Annotated in this window: 19 protein-coding genes and 1 other annotated feature; of the genes, 14 read left to right on the top strand and 5 right to left on the bottom strand. The window is 50.7% G+C overall.

Features of this window, described 5'->3' with window-relative positions; all coding sequences use genetic code 11:
• Positions 1–214: 214 nt before the first annotated feature.
• From IB196_RS18945 to thrC, 5 genes are all read left to right on the top strand, one after another.
• Positions 215–901 (top strand): tRNA/rRNA methyltransferase, encoded by a 687-nt coding sequence (locus tag IB196_RS18945; protein WP_188232437.1) that lies wholly within the window; start codon positions 215–217, stop codon positions 899–901.
• A gap of 206 nt (positions 902–1,107) precedes the next feature.
• Positions 1,108–1,234: a sequence feature (Thr leader region), on the top strand.
• Positions 1,113–1,178, top strand: coding sequence for a thr operon leader peptide (gene thrL / locus IB196_RS18940; RefSeq protein ID WP_032337689.1), 66 nt, complete (start codon positions 1,113–1,115; stop codon positions 1,176–1,178). (Overlaps the previous feature by 66 nt.)
• 23 nt (positions 1,235–1,257) lie before the next feature.
• The gene (thrA, locus tag IB196_RS18935) at positions 1,258–3,720 is read left to right on the top strand and encodes a bifunctional aspartate kinase/homoserine dehydrogenase I (protein WP_188232438.1); all 2,463 of its coding nucleotides are present in this window, start codon (positions 1,258–1,260) and stop codon (positions 3,718–3,720) included.
• Between the two features lies 1 nt (position 3,721).
• Positions 3,722–4,651, top strand: coding sequence for a homoserine kinase (thrB, locus tag IB196_RS18930; protein WP_005124056.1), 930 nt, complete (start codon positions 3,722–3,724; stop codon positions 4,649–4,651).
• Positions 4,652–4,654: 3 nt separating this feature from the next.
• Complete coding sequence (thrC, locus tag IB196_RS18925; RefSeq protein ID WP_188232439.1) at positions 4,655–5,941, top strand: threonine synthase; 1,287 nt, start codon at positions 4,655–4,657, stop codon at positions 5,939–5,941.
• 84 nt (positions 5,942–6,025) lie between these two features.
• Here thrC and yaaA read toward each other — a convergent pair whose 3' ends face one another.
• Together yaaA and IB196_RS18915 are read right to left on the bottom strand one after the other, a co-directional pair.
• Entirely contained in the window at positions 6,026–6,799 is a 774-nt protein-coding gene (yaaA, locus tag IB196_RS18920; protein ID WP_005124060.1) for a peroxide stress protein YaaA, read from the bottom strand.
• A gap of 77 nt (positions 6,800–6,876) precedes the next feature.
• Complete coding sequence (locus IB196_RS18915; RefSeq protein ID WP_005124062.1) at positions 6,877–8,307, bottom strand: sodium:alanine symporter family protein; 1,431 nt, start codon at positions 8,305–8,307, stop codon at positions 6,877–6,879.
• A 274-nt stretch (positions 8,308–8,581) separates the two neighbouring features.
• Here IB196_RS18915 and tal point away from each other — a divergent pair, with 274 nt between their 5' ends.
• The 3 genes from tal to IB196_RS18900 all read left to right on the top strand — a co-directional run bounded on the left by tal (position 8,582) and on the right by IB196_RS18900 (position 11,665).
• Positions 8,582–9,535: a transaldolase gene (gene tal / locus IB196_RS18910; RefSeq protein WP_005124064.1), complete on the top strand. Its 954-nt coding sequence runs from the start codon at positions 8,582–8,584 to the stop codon at positions 9,533–9,535.
• Between the two features lie 110 nt (positions 9,536–9,645).
• Positions 9,646–10,233 (top strand): molybdopterin adenylyltransferase, encoded by a 588-nt coding sequence (mog, locus tag IB196_RS18905; protein ID WP_188232440.1) that lies wholly within the window; start codon positions 9,646–9,648, stop codon positions 10,231–10,233.
• A 124-nt stretch (positions 10,234–10,357) separates the two neighbouring features.
• Positions 10,358–11,665: an MFS transporter gene (locus IB196_RS18900; RefSeq protein ID WP_149691186.1), complete on the top strand. Its 1,308-nt coding sequence runs from the start codon at positions 10,358–10,360 to the stop codon at positions 11,663–11,665.
• A 34-nt stretch (positions 11,666–11,699) separates the two neighbouring features.
• On the opposite strand, the gene satP is transcribed toward IB196_RS18900, so the two are convergent.
• The 3 genes from satP to IB196_RS18885 form a co-directional block, all read right to left on the bottom strand.
• On the bottom strand, positions 11,700–12,266 hold the full coding sequence (satP, locus tag IB196_RS18895) for an acetate uptake transporter (protein ID WP_003018969.1): 567 nt from the start codon (positions 12,264–12,266) through the stop codon (positions 11,700–11,702).
• Between the two features lie 148 nt (positions 12,267–12,414).
• Entirely contained in the window at positions 12,415–13,128 is a 714-nt protein-coding gene (gene msyB / locus IB196_RS18890) for an acidic protein MsyB (protein WP_149691187.1), read from the bottom strand.
• Between the two features lie 33 nt (positions 13,129–13,161).
• Positions 13,162–13,566 (bottom strand): DUF2541 family protein, encoded by a 405-nt coding sequence (locus IB196_RS18885; protein WP_188232441.1) that lies wholly within the window; start codon positions 13,564–13,566, stop codon positions 13,162–13,164.
• 384 nt (positions 13,567–13,950) lie between these two features.
• Here IB196_RS18885 and dnaK point away from each other — a divergent pair, with 384 nt between their 5' ends.
• The 6 genes from dnaK to IB196_RS18855 all read left to right on the top strand — a co-directional run bounded on the left by dnaK (position 13,951) and on the right by IB196_RS18855 (position 22,410).
• Entirely contained in the window at positions 13,951–15,873 is a 1,923-nt protein-coding gene (gene dnaK / locus IB196_RS18880; protein ID WP_188232442.1) for a molecular chaperone DnaK, read from the top strand.
• Between the two features lie 87 nt (positions 15,874–15,960).
• Positions 15,961–17,094 carry a molecular chaperone DnaJ gene (dnaJ, locus tag IB196_RS18875; protein ID WP_003837322.1) on the top strand — a complete coding sequence of 378 codons (1,134 nt, stop codon included), beginning with the start codon at positions 15,961–15,963 and terminating at the stop codon, positions 17,092–17,094.
• Between the two features lie 451 nt (positions 17,095–17,545).
• Positions 17,546–18,310 (top strand): outer membrane protein OmpK, encoded by a 765-nt coding sequence (locus tag IB196_RS18870; RefSeq protein ID WP_040230187.1) that lies wholly within the window; start codon positions 17,546–17,548, stop codon positions 18,308–18,310.
• A 20-nt stretch (positions 18,311–18,330) separates the two neighbouring features.
• Positions 18,331–19,824 carry a sulfatase-like hydrolase/transferase gene (locus IB196_RS18865; RefSeq protein WP_149691188.1) on the top strand — a complete coding sequence of 498 codons (1,494 nt, stop codon included), beginning with the start codon at positions 18,331–18,333 and terminating at the stop codon, positions 19,822–19,824.
• A 103-nt stretch (positions 19,825–19,927) separates the two neighbouring features.
• Positions 19,928–21,124, top strand: a complete 1,197-nt coding sequence (locus IB196_RS18860) for an anaerobic sulfatase maturase (RefSeq protein ID WP_188232443.1) — start codon at positions 19,928–19,930, stop codon at positions 21,122–21,124.
• Between the two features lie 26 nt (positions 21,125–21,150).
• Positions 21,151–22,410 (top strand): IS1 family transposase, encoded by a 1,260-nt coding sequence (locus IB196_RS18855; RefSeq protein WP_149691189.1) that lies wholly within the window; start codon positions 21,151–21,153, stop codon positions 22,408–22,410.
• The last annotated feature ends 6 nt before the right edge of the window (positions 22,411–22,416 follow it).

The following is a 22,416-nucleotide window of genomic DNA, read 5'->3' as shown; positions in this document are numbered from 1 at the left end:
CCATTCTAAATCAAATTATCATGGATAAACAGAAGGATATGCAACTTCTGTTAACATAAAAAGCAATAGTACATGCAGGAAATAGTTTAGCATTTTTTACTGAATGTGAAATGCTTTTTCAGTGATTTCTGTTAAAAATATGTAAATTCGCGCTGCGTAATATGTTGATGCACATCACATAATTATCTACAGGCCGGTTAAAAAGAGTATCAAAATGCGTTTAACAATTATTCTGGTTGCTCCAGCCAGAGCCGAAAATATTGGCGCGGCAGCTCGTGCTATGAAAACCATGGGATTCACGCAATTGCGGATCGTTGATAGCGAGGCTCATCTGGCGCCTGCGACGCGATGGGTGGCACATGGTTCAGGTGATATTATTGATAATATTAACGTTTTTCCAACGTTAGCCGATGCGTTGCACGACGTTGATTTTACCATTGCCACCACGGCGCGTAGTCGCGCGAAGTTCCATTATTACGCCACTCCGGTCGAGCTGGTTCCCCTGTTGCAGGAAAAATCAACGTGGATGGATCACGCCGCGTTGGTGTTCGGTCGTGAAGATTCAGGCCTGACAAACGAAGAGTTGGCGCTAGCGGATGTGCTAACCGGCGTGCCGATGGTGGCTGACTATCCTTCACTCAATTTGGGTCAGGCGGTGATGGTGTATTGCTATCAATTAGCAGGTTTAATACAACAACCGGCAAAAAACATTGAGGTGACGGATGAGCTTCAGCTGCAGGCGTTACGTGCCCGGGTTTTGCAATTATTAGCCACGTTGAACGTTTCTGACGACATTAAGTTGACGGACTGGCTGCAACAGCGAATGGGTCTGTTAGGACAGCGAGACACGGCAATGTTGCACCGTTTTTTACATGATATAGAAAAAAACATAACAAAATAAAGTGTTGGTCTGTTTTTGTTGTGTGGTGTTTTATTCTGGTTTCAAGTGGGCGGGACACGCTGTATTGGTTGAAAGTAAAAGGGCAAGCAGTCGCTCGTGAACAAGTTTCGGAATGTGATCAATTTAAAAATTTATTGACTTAGGTCAGCAGATACTTTAACCCTAAAAGAATACAAGACAGGTCATAAATAATTACAGAGCACACAACATCATGAAACGCATCAGCATCACTATTACCACAACCATCACCATTACCACAGGTAACGGTGCGGGCTGACGCGTACAGGAAACACAAGAAAAAGCCCGCACCTAAACAGTGCGGGCTTTTTTTTCGACCAAAGGCAATGAGGTAAACCATGCGAGTGTTGAAGTTCGGCGGTACATCAGTGGCAAATGCAGAACGCTTTCTGCGGGTAGCCGATATTCTGGAAAGCAATGCCAGGCAGGGGCAGGTCGCGACGGTTCTTTCTGCCCCCGCAAAAATTACCAACCATCTGGTGGCGATGATTGAGAAGACCATCGGTGGTCAGGATGCTTTAGCCAATATCAGCGACGCCGAACGTATTTTCTCTGAGCTGTTGGCGGGTTTGTCCGCCGCGCAGCCGGGTTTTCCGCTGGCTCCGCTCAAAGCCTTTGTTGAACAAGAATTCGCCCAGATTAAACATGTCCTGCATGGCATCAGCCTGCTGGGACAGTGCCCGGACAGCATTAACGCTGCGCTTATTTGCCGTGGCGAAAAAATGTCGATCGCTATCATGGCAGGCCTGTTGGAAGCACGCGGTCATCACGTTACCGTTATTGATCCGGTCGAGAAATTGCTGGCGGTAGGCCATTACCTCGAATCTACCGTTGATATCGCCGAATCTACGCGCCGCATTGCCGCCAGTCGTATTCCAGCAGATCATATGATTTTGATGGCAGGCTTTACTGCCGGGAATGAAAAAGGTGAGTTGGTGGTGTTGGGGCGCAATGGCTCTGACTACTCTGCCGCTGTGCTGGCTGCCTGTTTACGCGCGGACTGTTGTGAGATCTGGACCGATGTCGACGGCGTATATACCTGCGATCCGCGCCAGGTACCCGATGCCCGACTGCTGAAGTCGATGTCTTATCAGGAAGCGATGGAGCTTTCTTACTTCGGCGCCAAAGTTCTGCATCCGCGCACCATTACCCCAATTGCCCAGTTCCAGATCCCGTGTCTGATTAAAAATACCGGCAATCCACAAGCGCCTGGCACGTTGATTGGCGCCAGCAGTGATGAAGACGATTTGCCGGTAAAAGGTATTTCTAACCTCAATAACATGGCGATGTTTAGCGTCTCCGGCCCTGGAATGAAAGGCATGGTAGGCATGGCGGCGCGCGTTTTTGCCGCGATGTCGCGTGCGGGCATCTCGGTGGTGCTGATCACGCAGTCTTCTTCTGAATACAGCATCAGCTTCTGCGTTCCGCAGGGCGACTGCGCGCGTGCGCAACGCGCGATGCAGGATGAATTCTATCTCGAACTGAAAGAAGGCCTGCTGGAGCCGCTGGCGGTGACTGAGCGTCTGGCGATCATCTCGGTTGTGGGTGATGGCATGCGCACGCTGCGCGGCATCTCGGCGAAATTCTTTGCCGCGCTGGCCCGCGCCAACATCAATATCGTGGCCATCGCGCAAGGCTCGTCTGAGCGTTCTATTTCGGTGGTGGTGAATAACGACGATGCCACCACTGGCGTACGCGTAACCCATCAGATGCTGTTCAACACCGACCAGGTGATTGAAGTGTTTGTCATTGGCGTAGGCGGGGTGGGTTCAGCACTGCTTGAGCAGCTCAAGCGCCAGCAAAGCTGGTTGAAGGGCAAACATATCGATCTGCGCGTGTGCGGTGTGGCGAACTCGAAGGCCTTGCTGACCAACGTCCATGGTTTGAATCTGGAAAACTGGCAGGCGGAACTGGAAAGCGCGAAAGAGCCATTCAACCTTGGGCGCTTAATTCGCCTGGTGAAAGAATATCATCTGCTTAATCCGGTGATCGTCGACTGTACGTCAAGCCAGGCGGTGGCGGATCAATATGCTGATTTTCTGCGCGAAGGCTTCCATGTGGTTACGCCGAACAAAAAGGCCAACACCTCGTCGATGGATTACTACCATCAGTTGCGTTTTGCCGCCGCGAAGTCCCGGCGTAAATTCCTCTACGACACCAACGTGGGCGCGGGCTTGCCGGTAATTGAAAACCTGCAAAACCTGCTTAGTGCGGGTGATGAACTACAGCGTTTCTCCGGTATTCTTTCCGGCTCGCTGTCGTTTATTTTCGGCAAGCTGGATGAAGGCATGAGCTTCTCGCAAGCCACCACCCTGGCGCGTGAGATGGGCTATACCGAACCCGATCCGCGTGACGATCTTTCCGGCATGGATGTGGCACGTAAGCTGCTGATCCTCGCCCGTGAGACCGGTCGTGAGCTGGAGCTTTCAGACGTGGTCATTGAGCCAGTTCTGCCAAAAGAGTTTGATGATTCCGGTGATGTATCCGCGTTTATGGCGAAATTGCCGCAGCTGGATGACGTCTTTGCCGCGCGCGTGGCGAAAGCTCGTGATGAGGGAAAAGTATTGCGCTATGTTGGCAATATTGAAGAAGACGGCGTCTGTCGCGTGAAAATAGAGGCAGTAGACGGCAACGATCCGCTGTTCAAAGTGAAAAACGGTGAAAATGCGCTGGCGTTCTACAGCCATTACTATCAGCCATTACCGCTGGTGCTGCGCGGATACGGTGCGGGTAATGATGTCACCGCGGCAGGTGTATTTGCCGATCTTCTTCGCACCCTTTCATGGAAGTTAGGAGTCTGACATGGTGAGAGTTTATGCCCCGGCTTCCAGTGCCAATATGAGCGTCGGGTTTGATGTGCTCGGGGCGGCGGTAACCCCGGTAGACGGTTCGCTGTTGGGAGATGTGGTGTCCGTCGAGGCGGCAGACCAGTTCAGCCTGAACAACCTTGGGCGCTTTGCGAATAAGCTTCCGTCAGCGCCGCGGGAAAATATCGTCTACCAGTGCTGGGAGCGTTTTTGTCAGGAGCTGGGTAAAAGCGTTCCGGTGGCAATGACGCTGGAAAAAAATATGCCGATTGGTTCCGGGTTAGGCTCCAGCGCCTGTTCCGTTGTGGCCGCACTGGTGGCGATGAACGAATATTGCGGTAAACCGCTCAACGATACGCGACTGTTGGCGATTATGGGTGAACTGGAAGGGCGTATCTCCGGCAGTATTCACTACGATAATGTCGCCCCGTGCTTTTTGGGCGGCATGCAGTTAATGATCGAAGAAAACGGCATTATCAGCCAGCAGGTGCCAGGCTTTGATGAGTGGCTGTGGGTACTGGCGTATCCGGGGATTAAAGTGTCGACGGCAGAAGCGCGGGCGATTTTACCTGCGCAATATCGTCGTCAGGACTGTATTGCCCACGGGCGGCATCTGGCTGGGTTTATCCACGCCTGCTATTCCCGTCAGCCGGGGCTTGCCGCGAAGCTGATGAAAGATGTTATTGCTGAGCCGTACCGTACCCGCTTGCTGCCTGGCTTTAGTCAGGCGCGTCAGGCGGTAGCGGAAATCGGCGCGCTGGCCAGCGGCATTTCCGGATCAGGGCCGACGCTGTTCGCCTTATGCGATAAGCCGGATACGGCACAGCGCGTAGCAGACTGGCTGGGTAAAAATTACCTACAAAATCAGGAAGGCTTTGTTCATATTTGCCGGCTGGACACGGCGGGCGCACGGGTACTGGGATAATCAATGAAACTCTATAATCTGAAAGATCACAACGAACAGGTCAGCTTTGCGCAGGCCGTCACGCAAGGGCTTGGCAAGAATCAGGGATTGTTTTTTCCGCACGATCTGCCGGAATTTAGTCTGACAGAAGTGGATGAGATGCTGAACCAGGACTTCGTTAGCCGCAGCGCTAAGATCCTTTCCGCATTTATTGGCACGGAGATCCCACAAGAGATCCTGGAAGAGCGTGTGCGTGCGGCGTTTACCTTCCCGGCACCTGTCGCTCAGGTCGAAGGTGATGTCGGCTGTCTGGAGCTGTTCCATGGTCCGACACTGGCGTTTAAAGATTTTGGCGGGCGCTTTATGGCGCAAATGCTGACGCATATCAGCGGCGACAAACCGGTGACTATCCTGACTGCGACATCCGGAGACACCGGGGCAGCAGTTGCACATGCTTTTTATGGCCTGAAAAATGTGCGTGTGGTGATCCTCTACCCAAATGGCAAGATCAGTCCATTACAAGAAAAACTGTTTTGTACGCTGGGTGGCAATATTCAAACCGTTGCGATTGATGGTGACTTTGATGCCTGCCAGGCTCTGGTGAAACAGGCGTTTGATGATGAAGAGCTGAAGATGGCTCTGGGGCTGAATTCGGCTAACTCAATCAACATCAGCCGTCTGCTGGCGCAAATCTGTTACTACTTCGAGGCCGTGGCTCAACTGCCGCAGGAAGCGCGTAACCAACTGGTTATTTCTGTTCCCAGCGGTAACTTTGGCGACCTGACAGCCGGTCTGCTGGCGAAATCACTGGGCTTGCCGGTGAAGCGCTTTATTGCGGCAACTAACGTTAACGATACGGTTCCGCGCTTTCTTGCCGAAGGCGAGTGGGCGCCGAAAGCGACCCAGGCAACGTTGTCGAATGCGATGGATGTCAGCCAGCCAAACAACTGGCCGCGAGTGGAGGAACTGTTCCGCCGTAAAATATGGCGTCTGAATGAGCTGGGTTACGCCGCCGTTGACGATGCCACGACGCAGGACACGATACGTGAGCTGCATGAGTTAGGCTACACCTCTGAACCGCATGCTGCGGTGGCATATCGTGTACTGCGTGACCAGTTGAACCCGGGCGAATATGGCCTGTTCCTTGGCACCGCACATCCGGCGAAATTTAAAGAAAGCGTTGAACAGATTCTGAATGTCACGCTGGATCTACCAAAAGAGCTGGCGGAACGTGCAGACTTACCGCTGCTCTCTCATCATTTGCCTGCTGATTTTGCGCAACTGCGTAAGCTGATGATGACCCGCAGTTAACGGTGGTGCCCGCTGGCGCTTTGCTTAGCGGGCCTACAAAACCTGTAGGCCGGATAAGGCGTTAGCCGCCATCCGGCATGTACACTACTGCTCGTGACGCTTGAACACCAGTTCACCTTTCCGTGATGCCTCTTCATCAAAGAAATAGCCTTCGCTGTTAAAAGCGGTCAACTGTTCTGGCTGTGTTAAGCGGTTTTCAATGATGTAGCGACTCATCAGGCCGCGCGCTTTCTTGGCATAGAAGCTGATGACTTTGAACTTGCCGTTCTTCTCGTCAAGGAAGACAGGCTTAATCAGCTCGGCATTGAGCTTTTTCGGCTTCACGGATTTAAAATACTCATCCGAAGCGAGATTAATCACCACGCTGTCGCCTTGCGCTTCCAGCGCTTCGTTAAGTTTATCGGTGATGGTATCTCCCCAGAACTGGTAGAGATCTTTACCCTTCGCATTGGCCAGACGAATGCCCATCTCCAGACGGTAGGGTTGCATCAAATCCAGCGGGCGCAGAACACCATACAGCCCGGACAGCATGCGTAAGTGCTGCTGAGCAAAATCGAAATCCGCCTCGCTGAAGGTTTCAGCCTGCAGTCCGGTATACACGTCGCCCTTGAATGCCAGAATAGCCTGGCGCGCATTTTCCGGGGTGAAGTCAGGCTGCCAGTCATGGAAACGGGTCGCGTTGAGATCCGCCAGCTTATCGCTAATTCCCATCAGCTTGCCGATCTGCGGCGCAGAGAGCTGACGCGCCACGTGGATTAACTGCTGGGAGTGGTCCAGCAGTTCAGGCTGCGTATGGCGTGTGGTAGCCAGCGGACTTTGGTAGTCGAGCGTTTTTGCAGGTGAAATCAGAATCAGCATATCCAGTCCTTGCAGGAAATTTACTGCGACTTTAGCAAAAAAAACGACAGAATTGATCGATGGTTGCGATTGCCGCGCTATCCGCGCGGCGTTTCATCCCAGCTTTCGGGCGCAAGCTGTTGTCTGATATCAGGATAACGACGCGGATCAAATTCCGGTCTTACGCCAAGTTTACGCTGGCGCAGATAGTCGCTGGCGATGGTATGGACAACCGGAGAAAGCAGCAGAATCGCTGTCAGGTTAGTGATGGCCATACAAGCCATAATGATATCGGCCAACTGCCAGACCAGCGGGAAGCTGACTAACGTTCCGCCGATAACGGTGCTAACGGTGGCGATGCGCAACAGCCAGATGACGCGCATATTGTCCAGTTTCAGGAAGACGAGATTGTTTTCCGCATAGATGTAGTTGGCGACGATCGAGCTAAAGGCAAACAGAATCACAATAAAAGCCACAAATCCGGCTCCCCATTCTCCCGTCAGCGTTACCATTGCTTTCTGGAGTAACTGGATGCCTTCCATGGGCACATAGCTGGCGCCACTGCCTGCCAGCAGAATAATCATCGCGCTGGCCGTACAGACAACGAGAGTGTCGCCTAATACCCCAATCATTTGCACAATGCCTTGTGCCGCCGGATGCGGTGGCCAGGAGGCGGCTGCAGCTGCTGCGTTAGGGGTTGAGCCCATCCCCGCTTCATTAGAGAACATACCGCGTTGAAAACCGCTGGCAATGGCCTGACTCAGCGTATACCCGGCCGCACCCGCTGCGGCTTCTTGCCAGCCAAAGGCGCTTTTTATAATGATGACGATAATGTCGGGAAGCTGCCCGATATGCCACAGACTGATGATGATGCTACATCCAACCCACAGCAGTGCCATCATCGGCACAAACCATTGCATCAGACGGGCAACACCTTTAATACCGCCAATGATCACCAGGAATGACAGTATCGCCAAAGTGATGCCGGAAGTGAGGGGAGGGATGTCGAACGCAAATGCCAATGCGCGGGAGACAGAGTTTGCCTGTACGCTGTTAAAAATCAGGCCGTATGCGATAAGCAAAAAGAGGGCAAAAAGGACGCCCATCCAGCGCATGCCCAACCCACGTGCCATATACCACGCAGGGCCACCGCGGAACTGTCCTTTGCTATCGCGTTCTTTATACAGTTGCGCGAGTGAGCACTCGGCGAATGACGTTGCCATACCAATGACCGCTGAAACCCACATCCAGAAAACGGCTCCAGGGCCGCCAGCGGCGATCGCCAGGGCAACACCGGCGAGGTTTCCGCTACCGATACGCGCGGCAAGACTGGTACACAATGCCTGAAACGAGGTTAAGCCACCCGGCTGCGGACTAATGCTGTTTTTAAGACTTTTGCCAAAATGGCGAATGTAGCGGAACTGCACGAACCCGGTACGCCAGGTGAACCAACATCCTGCGCCAAGCAGGAGGTAGATCATCACCGATCCCCAGAGTATTTCATTAATAAATGAGAAAAAATCAGGCATTAACATCCCTCTTGTTGATGCCGGTACGCGCTAATATTCCCATGTAAGCGCTACCAATTATCGAACAGTATATACCTTGTCAGGAGATTGATTGCGGGAGTTTACCATAACAATGGGGATAACCCTTAATTGCGCATCAGGGGCTTTAAGATGCGTAATCGGGAATGAGCAGTGAGTTGGACAATCCCGGCGGTTGCGCTGAGAGTGCGTCGTGCTATCATCAGGGAAGATCGGTTACATCCCCCTAACAAGCTGTTTAAAGAGAATCGCTATCATGACGGACAAATTGACCTCCCTTCGTCAGTTCACCACAGTAGTGGCCGACACCGGAGACATCGCGGCAATGAAGCTGTATCAGCCTCAGGATGCCACAACTAACCCTTCTCTCATTCTTAACGCAGCGCAGATCCCGGAATACCGCAAGCTGATCGATGATGCTGTGGCATGGGCTAAGCAGCAGAGCAACGACCGCGCACAACAGGTCGTCGACGCGACTGACAAACTGGCAGTCAATATCGGTCTGGAGATCCTGAAACTGGTCCCGGGTCGTATCTCTACTGAAGTTGATGCTCGCCTGTCCTACGACACCGACGCGTCTATCGCGAAAGCAAAACGCCTGATCAAACTGTACAACGATGCTGGCATCAGCAACGATCGCATTCTGATTAAACTGGCTTCAACCTGGCAGGGTATCCGTGCCGCTGAGCAGCTGGAAAAAGAAGGCATCAACTGTAACCTGACTCTGCTGTTCTCCTTCGCGCAGGCGCGTGCATGTGCTGAAGCTGGCGTATACCTGATTTCTCCGTTCGTTGGCCGTATTCTTGACTGGTACAAAGCCAATACTGACAAGAAAGAGTACGCACCGGCAGAAGATCCGGGTGTGGTTTCCGTAACGGAAATTTACGAGTACTACAAACAGCACGGTTACGAAACCGTAGTCATGGGCGCGAGCTTCCGTAACATCGGCGAAATTATTGAGCTGGCAGGGTGCGATCGTCTGACGATTGCTCCGGCACTGCTGAAAGAGCTGGCGGAAAGCGAAGGCGCTATCGAACGTAAACTGTCCTTCTCCGGTGAAGTGAAAGCGCGTCCTGCACGCATCACCGAAGCTGAGTTCCTGTGGCAGCACAACCAGGATCCGATGGCTGTAGACAAACTGGCGGACGGTATCCGTAAGTTTGCTGTAGACCAGGGTAAACTGGAAAAAATGATCGGTGATCTGCTGTAATCATTAGAGCGTGGCCCTGATAGGGGTCACGCTACCTCTTCTGAAACCTGTCTGTCCTTCCTTTCGCAGTGTATCATTCTGTTTAACGAGACTGTTTAAACGGAATAATCATGAATACTTTACGCATTGGCCTGGTGTCCATTTCTGACCGTGCTTCCAGCGGCGTTTACCAGGATAAAGGTATCCCGGCCCTGGAAGAGTGGCTGGCGTCTGCCCTTACCACCCCCTTTGAACTGCAAACGCGGTTGATCCCGGATGAACAGGCGATCATCGAACAGACCTTATGCGAACTGGTGGATGAAATGAGCTGCCATCTGGTGCTGACAACCGGCGGAACGGGTCCGGCACGTCGCGACGTGACACCCGATGCTACGCTTGCCGTCGCTGACCGTCAGATGCCGGGCTTTGGCGAACAGATGCGCCAGATAAGTCTGCACTTTGTGCCAACAGCGCTCCTCTCTCGTCAGGTCGGCGTGATTCGTAAACAGGCGCTGATCCTGAACCTGCCAGGGCAGCCGAAATCGATCAAAGAAACGCTGGAAGGCGTAAAAGATGCTGACGGTAAGGTTATCGTGCCGGGCATTTTTGCAAGTGTACCGTATTGTATACAGCTATTGGATGGGCCGTATGTCGAAACCGCACCGGCTGTCGTAGCATCTTTTCGTCCGAAAAGCGCAATACGCGATACAAACGCCTGAAAGTAGCCCGATCGTGGCATAAGTGCCAATGACAGTGGAGTATTGAATTGTTTACGATATAGTAATTTTTGCTTTACATATATCGACAGACAGATTCAATAACTCCACTGACTGATGGTTTGCTATGTCACAACACACTCGACCGCTGAATCGCCAGGATTATAAAACCCTTACGCTTGCTGCCCTCGGTGGGGCGCTTGAGTTTTATGATTTCATTATCTTTGTCTTCTTTGCCGCTGTTGTTGGCGAGCTCTTCTTCCCCGCTGACATACCGGAATGGCTACGTCAGGTGCAAACCTTCGGTATTTTTGCCGCGGGCTATCTGGCGCGTCCGCTGGGCGGCATTATCATGGCGCACTTTGGCGATCTGGTCGGGCGCAAGAAAATGTTCACCCTGAGCATTTTACTGATGGCGATACCGACACTGGCAATTGGTTTGCTACCCACTTACGCCTCAATGGGGATCGTCGCGCCGTTGCTATTACTGCTGATGCGTATTTTGCAAGGCGCAGCCATTGGGGGCGAAGTGCCGGGCGCGTGGGTGTTCGTGGCGGAACATGTACCGGAGCGTCGCATCGGCATCGCCTGCGGAACGCTGACCGCCGGGCTAACGGTGGGAATTCTGCTGGGGTCGGTAGTCGCGACGTTGGTGAACACCAGCTTTACGCAGCAGGCGGTGCATGACTATGGTTGGCGTATCCCTTTCCTGTTGGGGGGCGCGTTTGGGCTGGTGGCAATGTATCTGCGCCGCTGGCTGCAGGAGACGCCCATTTTTCTTGAAATGCAGCAGCGTAAAGCCCTGGCGCAAGAGCTGCCGGTGAAGTCGGTGGTGAGCAAACATAAAAAAGCGGTGGTGGTGTCAATGCTACTGACCTGGCTGCTCTCAGCCGGGATTGTGGTGGTGATCCTGATGTCCCCCGTTTGGCTGCAAAAACAGTATGGTTTTGCCCCAGCGCTGACGTTACAGGCGAACAGCGTCGCCACCATTATGCTGTGCGTCGGTTGCTTGCTGGCTGGGTTTATTGTCGACCGGGTCGGTGCCAGCAAAACCTTTATTGTCGGCAGCCTGTTGCTGGCCTGTTCGAGCTGGTTTTTCTATCACCTGACCGGCAGCCATCCTCAGCACTTGTTCCTGTTATACGGGCTGGTGGGGTTATGCGTTGGCGTGGTCGGCGCAGTGCCTTACGTGATGGTGCGGGCGTTTCCGGCGGAAGTCCGTTTTACCGGTATCTCCTTTTCCTATAACGTCTCGTATGCCATTTTCGGTGGTTTGACACCAATCGCAGTAACGGTGTTGATGAGTGTGTCGCCAATGGCTCCGGCCTGGTACGTACTGGCGCTTTCGCTGGTAGGATTAGGGCTGGGGATTTGGCTGCGTCAGGATATTTATCATCGCGATTCGAACGTACAGGCAGCGTTACAGCGTCTGTAAGGATTATCCCCCCTTGCGGGGGGATAAAGGCAGATTAGTGCGCTTCACCAATCGGCAGGATGGTGCGGCCAAACTGTTCGTTCAGCACTTCACCCATCGCCAGGTAAATGGCGCTTGCGCCACACACTAAGCCAACCCAACCCGCTACGTGAATGATTGCTTCGTTACCTGCAATGTTGCCAACGGCCAGCAGGGCGAACAGCACGGTCAGGCTCAGGAATACGAACTGCAGCATGCGCGCGGCTTTCAGCGTACCGAAGAACATGAACAGAGTGAACACGCCCCACAGACCCAGGTAAGCGCCCAGGAACTGACCATTTGTTGCATCTGCCAGGCCCATTTTCGGCATCAGCAGGATCGCAACCAGCGTCAGCCAGAACGAACCGTAGGAGGTAAAGGCGGTTAAACCGAAGGTGTTGCCTTTTTTATATTCCAGCAGACCGGCAAAAATTTGCGCGATACCGCCGTAGAAAATGCCCATCGCCAGAATAATAACATCTAAAGCGAAGAAACCCGCGTTGTGCAGGTTAAGCAGAATGGTGGTCATGCCAAAGCCCATCAGGCCCAGCGGTGCCGGATTAGCCAACTTAGTGTTGCCCATAATTCCTCAAAATCATCATTGATTGAATGGTGAAATAGTTTCCCCGAATAACGATCGCTGTCTTCGGGGCGCGGCATAATAATCAGGGGAGAGGGCACTGTCTATGATCTAACGAAGGGAAAATGAATTATTTTCCCTGTGATGGTCATCACGCTTGTGTGTGGTTGAGCATTCTGCGCAGGCAGGCAATGTGGAGTACAGCCGGGATCGTCACCCGATAGGCGCTGCCGCTTACCGCTTTAACCCCGTTTAAGGCCGCACCTACCGGGCCGCCAAGTCCGGCCCCGCGCAGTAACCCGTGCCCGATTACGCTGACGGCGGCGTGGGTTCGCAGAATTTTGGTTAACTGGCCGGAGAGCAGGTGAGAAACACCTTTTGCCAGGTGACGATCCTTCAATAATAACGGTAGCAGTTCTTCCAGTTCATAAACTTTTGCATCGACCGCCTGCAGAAATTCTTGCTTGTGCTCTGCATCCATTTTCTGCCAGGCGTTGCGTAGAAAGTGCTCCAGCAGAGACTGTTCAATTTCGAACGTGGACATCTCTTTATCAGCTTTAAGCTTCAGACGCTTCGAAACGTCCAGCAAAATTGCTCGATATAATTTTCCATGTCCACGGAGTTTATTGGCAATGCTGTCGCCCCCATAATGCTGCAGTTCGCCAGCGATCAGTTGCCAGTTGCGGCGGTGCTGTTCCGGATGTCCTTCCATCGATTTAAATAAATCGTTGTGGTTGAGAACGCTCGACAGACGGGCTTTCCCCTTTTCATTATGTGTAAGCAGGCGGGTAATATTGGCGAGCTGTTCCTCACTGCAATGCTGAAGAAAGTCGAGATCGTCGTCATTCAAATAGGTGACATTCATGTTTCTATGGCTTCTGAATAAAAGTATACGGAATTAGTCGTCGCCGATGATTTTCAGCGTCGCCATATCAGAAGAGTTCACCGTATGGCCGGAGAAGGTAATTTTTTTCACGCAGCGCTTATTGTCGTTGTCGCTATTGATGTTGATCCAACTGGTCGTTTGCCCTTCTTTGATGGACGAAGGCACGTTCAGACTCTGGTTGGACATGCGGGCAGCCTTGAAATAAACCGATGCACCACTGAGCTGTAAATCACCATGATCGGCCGTAAGTTGAATGCGTTTCACCACGCGGCAAACGGGAAGTTTCAGCGTCAGATCGTTGGTTTCATTACGGGGCATGGCGATCACGCCGAGGAGTTTATGATCGTTCGCTTGTGCGGCGCCGCTTAGCAGCAGGCCCATAAGCAGGCTGGCGGAAAGGGTTAATACGGATTTCATGGAATTTCTCTTTGACGGCTGTAAAAGTGTGTCGTTTCAGACCATCTTACCGCTGTCAGAATCACGATTCATGCTTGTAATCTTTTCTTTTTATTACAATTTTATCGTGAATGATTTTGTCAATTTAATTGGTTTTATGAATTAATTTTAATTGGCGACTATTCATTTTTTTCGGCTTTTTGCCTTTTTTCTACGATTTTATCGCCACGACGCTAAAAAAAATTTTCATGCCCCCCTTGATGACGTGGGTTACGACCCCATCTTGTAAGCAACCGCAGTGGTGAGTCTGAAAAAAAACGATTCAGGGTAGTTGAAACCGCACGTTTCGCCCTTATTACAGATTCACAACCACATGATGACCGAATTTTTAGTGGAGACGTTTAGATGGGTAAAATTATTGGTATCGACCTGGGTACTACCAACTCTTGTGTAGCGATTATGGATGGCACTACTGCACGTGTGCTGGAGAACGCCGAGGGCGATCGCACCACGCCTTCTATCATTGCTTATACCCAGGATGGTGAAACTCTGGTTGGTCAGCCGGCTAAACGTCAGGCAGTGACAAACCCGCAAAACACCCTGTTTGCGATTAAACGCCTGATTGGCCGCCGCTTCCAGGACGAAGAAGTACAGCGTGATGAAGCCATCATGCCGTACAAAATCATCGGTGCTGACAACGGTGATGCATGGATTGACGTAAAAGGTCAGAAACTGGCACCGCCGCAGATTTCTGCTGAAGTGCTGAAAAAAATGAAGAAAACGGCTGAAGATTACCTGGGTGAGCCGGTAACTGAAGCAGTTATCACCGTACCTGCATACTTTAACGATGCTCAGCGTCAGGCAACCAAAGACGCCGGTCGTATCGCAGGTCTGGAAGTAAAACGTATCATTAACGAACCAACCGCAGCTGCGCTGGCTTACGGTCTGGATAAAGAAGTTGGCAACCGTACTATCGCGGTGTATGACCTCGGTGGTGGTACTTTCGATATCTCTATTATCGAAATCGACGAAGTTGACGGCGAAAAAACCTTCGAAGTTCTGGCAACCAACGGTGATACCCACCTGGGTGGTGAAGACTTCGATAGCCGTATGATCAACTACCTGGTTGACGAGTTTAAGAAAGATCAGGGTATCGACCTGCGTAATGACCCGCTGGCGATGCAGCGCCTGAAAGAAGCCGCTGAGAAAGCGAAGATCGAACTGTCTTCCGCTCAGCAGACCGACGTGAACCTGCCGTACATCACTGCAGACGCGACTGGTCCGAAACATATGAACATCAAAGTGACCCGTGCAAAACTGGAAAGCCTGGTTGAAGACCTGGTTAACCGTTCTATCGAGCCGCTGAAAGTTGCTCTGCAGGATGCTGGCCTGTCCGTATCTGATATCAACGACGTTATCCTCGTTGGTGGTCAGACGCGTATGCCGATGGTGCAGAAGAAAGTCGCTGAGTTCTTCGGTAAAGAACCGCGTAAAGACGTTAACCCGGACGAAGCCGTAGCAATCGGTGCTGCTGTTCAGGGTGGTGTATTGACCGGTGATGTTAAAGACGTGCTGCTGCTGGACGTTACCCCGCTGTCTCTGGGTATCGAAACCATGGGTGGCGTAATGACTCCGCTGATCGCGAAGAACACCACCATCCCGACCAAGCACAGCCAGGTGTTCTCTACCGCTGAAGACAACCAGTCTGCGGTAACCATCCATGTGCTGCAGGGTGAACGTAAACGTGCTGCTGATAACAAAGATCTGGGTCAGTTCAACCTGGATGGTATCAGCCCGGCTCCGCGCGGTATGCCGCAGATCGAAGTTACTTTTGACATCGATGCCGACGGTATTCTGCACGTTTCCGCGAAAGACAAAAACAGCGGTAAAGAGCAGAAGATCACCATCAAGGCTTCTTCTGGTCTGAACGAGGAAGAAATTCAGAAAATGGTTCGCGAAGCAGAAGCGAACGCAGAATCGGACCGTAAGTTTGAAGAGCTGGTTCAGACCCGCAACCAGGGTGACCATCTGCTGCACAGCACTCGTAAGCAGGTTGAAGAAGCAGGCGACAAACTGCCGGCTGACGACAAAGCTGCCATCGAGTCTGCACTGACCGCGCTGGAAACGTCTCTGAAAGGCGAAGACAAAGCGGATATCGAAGCGAAAATGCAGGCACTGGCACAGGTTTCCCAGAAACTGATGGAAATCGCTCAGCAGCAGCACGCACAGCAGCAGGCTGGTGCAGCAGGCGCTGATGCTTCTGCAAATAACGCGAAAGATGACGACGTTGTCGACGCTGAGTTTGAAGAAGTGAAAGACAAAAAATAATCGCCCTGATGCAGGGTAGTTAATCGGCACGGGCGTAGAGGTTTCCTCTTCGCCCGTGCTCGTATGTTAAGGGGCTTAAAAAAACCAATGGCAAAGCAAGACTATTACGAGATTTTAGGCGTTTCCAAATCAGCGGAAGAGCGTGAAATCAAGAAGGCCTACAAGCGCCTGGCCATGAAATATCACCCGGACCGCAATCAGGGTGATAAAGAGGCCGAAGCCAAGTTTAAAGAGATCAAAGAAGCGTACGAGATCCTGACCGATGCACAAAAACGTGCGGCTTACGATCAGTACGGCCATGCAGCCTTTGAGCAAGGCGGTATGGGCGGCGGCGGCGGTTTTGGCGGCGGGGCTGACTTCAGCGATATCTTTGGTGACGTGTTTGGTGATATCTTTGGCGGCGGTCGTGGTCGTCAGCGCGCCTCACGTGGAGCTGATTTACGTTACAACATGGATCTCACTCTGGAAGAAGCCGTGCGTGGCGTCACCAAAGAGATCCGTATTCCTACGCTGGAAGAGTGTGACGTCTGCCACGGTAGCGGCGCGAAGGCGGGCACTCAGCCGCAGACTTGTCCAACCTGTCACGGTTCCGGTCAGGTGCAGATGCGCCAGGGCTTCTTTGCCGTACAGCAGACCTGTCCACACTGTCAGGGCCGCGGTACGCTGATCAAAGACCCATGCAACAAATGCCACGGGCATGGCCGCGTTGAGAAGAGCAAAACGCTGTCCGTTAAAATCCCGGCAGGGGTTGATACCGGCGACCGTATCCGTTTGTCTGGTGAAGGCGAAGCCGGTGAACATGGCGCGCCAGCAGGTGATTTGTATGTGCAGGTGCAGGTTAAACAGCACCCAATCTTCGAGCGTGAAGGCAATAACCTGTACTGTGAAGTGCCGATTAACTTTGCAATGGCAGCCCTGGGTGGCGAGATTGAAGTCCCGACGCTGGATGGCCGTGTGAAGTTAAAAATTCCGGGTGAAACGCAAACGGGCAAACTATTCCGCATGCGTGGCAAGGGCGTTAAATCTGTTCGCGGCGGCGCACAGGGCGACCTGCTGTGCCGTGTGGTTGTTGAAACCCCGGTGGGCCTCAACGACAAGCAGAAACAGTTGCTGAAAGATCTGCAGGATAGCTTTGGTGGCCCGACGGGTGAACAAAACAGCCCACGTTCCAAAAGCTTCTTCGATGGCGTGAAGAAATTCTTTGACGATTTGACGCGCTAAAATAAAAGTAGAGAAAAGGCCATTTCAGCGATGAGATGGCCTTTTTGTTACCAGGCAGACGGATATCCAGACCCTTATTGGCATCGGAAATATTATCTTACCTTATTGGGATAGTATGATGTGTGGAGTAGTGCTACGGTTTTAGAACTAACATCTTTTTTAGTTATTCACCGCCGCATACCTGGGCATACCTGGTTGATGTGATTGTTTTAACATCAATAAATAATCACGATCCACCTAATTTAAAAGGCAACTACAGTTATATTTCTGGCGAAATAATTACTTATCTCCTCTCAAACAACATATTCTGACACTCTTCCAGTAATAACGATCTACCTTCCTTGATGTGAGATTTACATCACTATCCTGTCATTATATTCCATTATTATTTTTCACCGCAGCAATACAATATTTATTGATGGATTAATTATAATTGTGGGGAATACATTCAATGCCTCGGATAAAAAATGGACTATTAACTTGTCTTATACTTACAGTGCCCTCTCTTTTTAGCCATGCAGCACAAGCTCTGGAGTATAAAAATTCTTTTGGATCGATTAATGCCGGTTATGCCGACTGGAATAGCGGATTTGTCAATGTACATCGTGGCGAGGTTTGGAAAGCAACAGCTGATTTTGGTGTCAATTTCCGAGAAGCCGAGTTTTACTCATTTATTGAAAGTAATGTTTTAAATCATGCTGTTGCCGGTCGAAATCATACAGTGTCGGCGATAACCCATGTGCGTCTTTTTGATTCTGATTATACCTTCTTTGGCAAGATTTATGGCCAGTGGGATAACGCATGGGGCGACGATCTGGATATGTTTTATGGGCTGGGTTATCTCGGCTGGAGCGGAGATTGGGGGTTTTTAAAACCTTATATAGGTTTGCATAATCAATCTGGCGATTATGTCTCGCAACGATACGGACAAACCAGCGGCTGGAATGGCTACGTTATTGGCTGGACTGCGGCTTACAACTTTACCTTATTTGGCGAGAAATTTGTTTTATCTGACTGGAATGAAATTGAGCTTGATAGGAATGATGCTTATGCGGAGCAGCAATTTGGCCGGAGTGGATTAAATGGCGGTTTAACACTGGCGTGGAAATTTTATCCACGATGGAAAGCTACGATGACGTATCGTTATTTTGAAAACAAATTGGGTTATGACGGTTACGGGGATCAGATGATTTATATGATTGGGTATTCATTTTAAATAAAACCAAAGGATCGGAAATGAAAAAAACAGTCGTGGCGAGTTTGGTTGGACTGGCATTATGTGCCGGGAGCACATTACAAACAACATATGCAGCTTCAGCAAAACAGCCTAATTTAGTGATTATTATGGCTGATGATTTGGGTTATGGCGATCTCGCGACTTATGGCCATCAAATCGTCAAAACGCCTAATATCGACAAGCTGGCGCAGGAAGGGGTGAAATTTACCGACTACTATGCTCCCGCGCCGCTGTGCTCTCCTTCTCGTGCTGGTTTATTAACGGGACGTATGCCATTCCGTACAGGGATCCGTTCCTGGATCCCTGAAGGCAAAGATGTCGCGTTGGGACGGAATGAACTGACGATTGCCAACCTGTTAAAGCAACAGGGGTATGACACGGCGATGATGGGGAAATTGCACCTGAATGCCGGGGGCGATCGCACCGATCAACCGCAGGCGAAGGACATGGGGTTTGACTACACCCTGGTAAACCCGGCGGGATTCGTCACGGATGCTACGCTTGGTAACGCAAAAGAACGTCCCCGCTATGGCATGGTGCATCCTACTGGCTGGATTCGTAATGGACAGCATATTGGTCGTGCGGACACCATGAGCGGCGAGCTTGTCAGTTCTGAAGTCGTCAACTGGCTGGATAACAAGAAAGACGACAAACCGTTCTTCTTATATGTCGCGTTCACGGAAGTTCACAGCCCGCTGGCCTCGCCGAAAAAGTACCTCGATATGTATTCGCAATATATGAGCGCTTACCAGAAACAGCATCCGGATCTGTTTTATGGCGACTGGGCGGATAAGCCGTGGCGAGGAACGGGTGAATACTACGCGAACATCAGCTATATGGATGCTCAGGTCGGTAAAGTAATGGATAAGATCAGGGCAATGGGGGAAGAAGATAACACCATTGTCATTTTCACCAGTGATAACGGCCCAGTGACACGCGAGGCTCGCAAAGTGTATGAACTGAACATGGCGGGTGAAACGGATGGGCTTCGCGGTCGTAAAGATAACCTTTGGGAAGGCGGTATCCGTGTTCCGGCAATCATCAAGTACGGTAAACATATTCCGCAGGGGATGGTAACGGATACGCCAGTTTATGGTCTTGACTGGGTGCCGACGTTAGCAAACATGATGAATTTTAAACTGCCAACAGATCGTACCTACGATGGGCAGTCTCTGGTTCCATTACTGGAACAGAAAACGTTAGCACGTCAGAAGCCACTCATCTTTGGCATTGATATGCCGTTCCAGGATGATCCTACTGACGAATGGGCGATCCGTGATGGTGACTGGAAGATGATTATCGATCGTGAAAATAAACCCAAATACCTCTACAACCTGAAAAAAGATCGCTTTGAAACTCTTAATCAGATTGGGAAACAACCTGAAATCGAGAAACAACTGTATGGCAAGTTCCTGAAATACAAACAGGATATTGACAACGATTCGCTGATGAAAGCTCGCGGTGACAAGCCAACGCCAGTCACCTGGGGCTAATTGAATAATTACAAGAAACATAAGGTATGCCACTTAGGGCTATGCCCGCCTGGTTCAGCGCTTTTGTGTTGAGCCAGGTTCTTTTGTTTATGGAACTATCGCGATGCAAACAAAAAGTTGTCAGGTCATGATTAAACCGACAGGCTCGGTATGTAATCTGGACTGTAAATACTGTTTTTATCTGGAAAAGGAGATGCTTTATCCGGATAGAAAAGCGAATTACAGAATGTCAGATGACATGCTCGAGTTATTCATCAAACAGCATATTGCCGCGCAGGATGTGAATGACGTGATTTTTGCGTGGCAGGGGGGAGAACCTACGCTGATGGGGCTGGTATTTTATCGGCGAGCGCTAGCATTGCAGCAGCGTTATTCTGGCGGTAAAACGATTATAAATACCTTCCAGACTAACGGCATATTGATTGACGACGAATGGGCTATTTTTTTTAAGCAGCATGCCTTCCTGGTGGGCGTTTCTATTGATGGTGATGCCGCGTTACATGATGAATGGCGGGTTACTCGTTCGGGTAAACCGACGCATGGGAAAGTTGAACAGGCCGTTAAATGCCTGGTACGCCACGGTGTAGAATTTAATACGCTGACGGTGGTGAATCGCACGAATATGCTTCACCCGGTGCGGGTCTATAACTATCTGAAAAGCATTGGCAGCCGCTATATGCAATTTATTCCGCTCATCGAAAGAAGCGCTGAAGAGGGCTATGTTGGTCTGGCACATCCTGAAGGCGGACAAACAAGAATGATGCCGTGGTCGGTTGCTTCATTGCAATTTGGCCATTTTCTCAACGCTATTTTTGATGTCTGGGTCCGTAACGATATTGGTGATATCGGCATACAAATGTTTGAGCAGACGCTCGCGGCGTGGTGTGGGTTACCGCCACAGGTATGCGTGTTTGCGCCAACCTGCGGTAGCGTATTCGCAATGGAAATGAACGGTGATGTGTATAACTGCGATCACTTTGTGTATCCACAATATAAGTTGGGGAACATTCAAGATTCGACGCTGCGCGCGATGAACAATAGCGAAAAAAACCGGCAGTTTGGCGAGGATAAGCGACGCACAATGGCACAAGAGTGTGACGCCTGCTCATGGCAGTTCGCCTGTTATGGCGGTTGTCCTAAGCACCGTTTTTTGCCGTCAATATCAGGTAAAAGAAATCACAACTATTTGTGCGCGGGATATAAGGCGTTTTTCTCTCATACCGCAATGACCATGAGTGCCATGAAAACACTCTACGAAAATGGTTTTTCACCTGTAGAGATAAAATCAGTATTTGCTTGAACTTATCGTATTCGCAGGGAGTGAATATGTTTTCTTGGATTAATGTCGATAGTTGTAAAACGCTCGGTTGCAAAAATATGGGTATGTTGAACAGCCCGGATTACCAAAACCAAGGGAAAAATATACTATGCCGGGCCTGCGGTTTTCTCTTCCCCATTATTTCGGAACGGTCGCTCAACCGTTTTTGTCAGTCGGTCAATCAGGCATGGAAAGGGCTGATAAAATCCTGCCCTCATTGCGGGGGGATTTCACTCAAAAAGTACGGTTTTTCTGCGCAAGGAGAACCGCGTATTTACTGTCAGCGTTGTCATAAAACATTTATTTCTCCTGTCAGGCAGAAAACAGATGCACGTCAGGATTATCTCGCTACGCTGATTCAGGAAGGTGCGACGCTTTCGGATATTCGCAGCGCGCTCGTGCTGGATAGCACCGGGTTGAATCGGGAGTTACAGAAACTCTCTCGCAGCGCAAATCTGGCAGAACGCGAATTTACTTTTCCTACATTTGATATCGCCATGAGCACGCGCGCTTTTCGGATCAAATTTAACGGTGGTGATAGTTTTCTGTATGTGTTGGTCACTGCAGAAGAGAATACTGGTCGAATTGTTGCCGTGACCACAAATTACTCAGCTCATCCCGTAGAAGCTGAGTATCAGTATTATTCTAACTATGAAGAACGCCTTCCCCCCGGTACGTTGGTGCATATTGTGCAACGTAAAGAAGTGATAACGATGCGGCGGGAGACGCTTTTTGATGTGGATTACGGCCCCGCAATATTGCACAAAAATGATCCGGGGATGTTAGTTAAACCCGTTTTACCAGCTTATCGCCATTTCGAGTTGGTTAAAATGCTCACGGATGAACGCTCTCTCAATATTCAGCATTACCTCGATCAGGAATGCTTTATCCTGGGAGGATGCATGATGGCGAATATACAGCATGTTCAGCAAGGGCGTTGCCATATTGCTTTTGTGAGAGAACGCGGAGAATCAGCACCGCAAAAAGATATTCCGCCAAGGTTGTTTCTGGGGGGCGGCATCCGTAATAACGTTTGGCGAACATTCTCCACGCGTGACTACGCGCTGGCAGTATGCAACTTAACGGAGAACCGAAAAACGAGTATGCAGCGCAGCGCCACGCTTGTGAGTGCGACCCGCTTTATCCATTTTATCGATACACATCCTTTTCTGGCACACCTCAACCGTATGTCTCCGGCAAATGTGACGGCAACACTGAACCATCTAAGATACGCGTTTAATGCGAGGCATCACTCAGATGCAGACTAACTAATA

The sequence above is a fragment of the Citrobacter sp. C6_1 genome, from assembly GCF_014596835.2.
GTDB lineage: Bacteria > Pseudomonadota > Gammaproteobacteria > Enterobacterales > Enterobacteriaceae > Citrobacter > Citrobacter pasteurii.
This window is presented reverse-complemented; position numbering and strand designations above follow the sequence as displayed.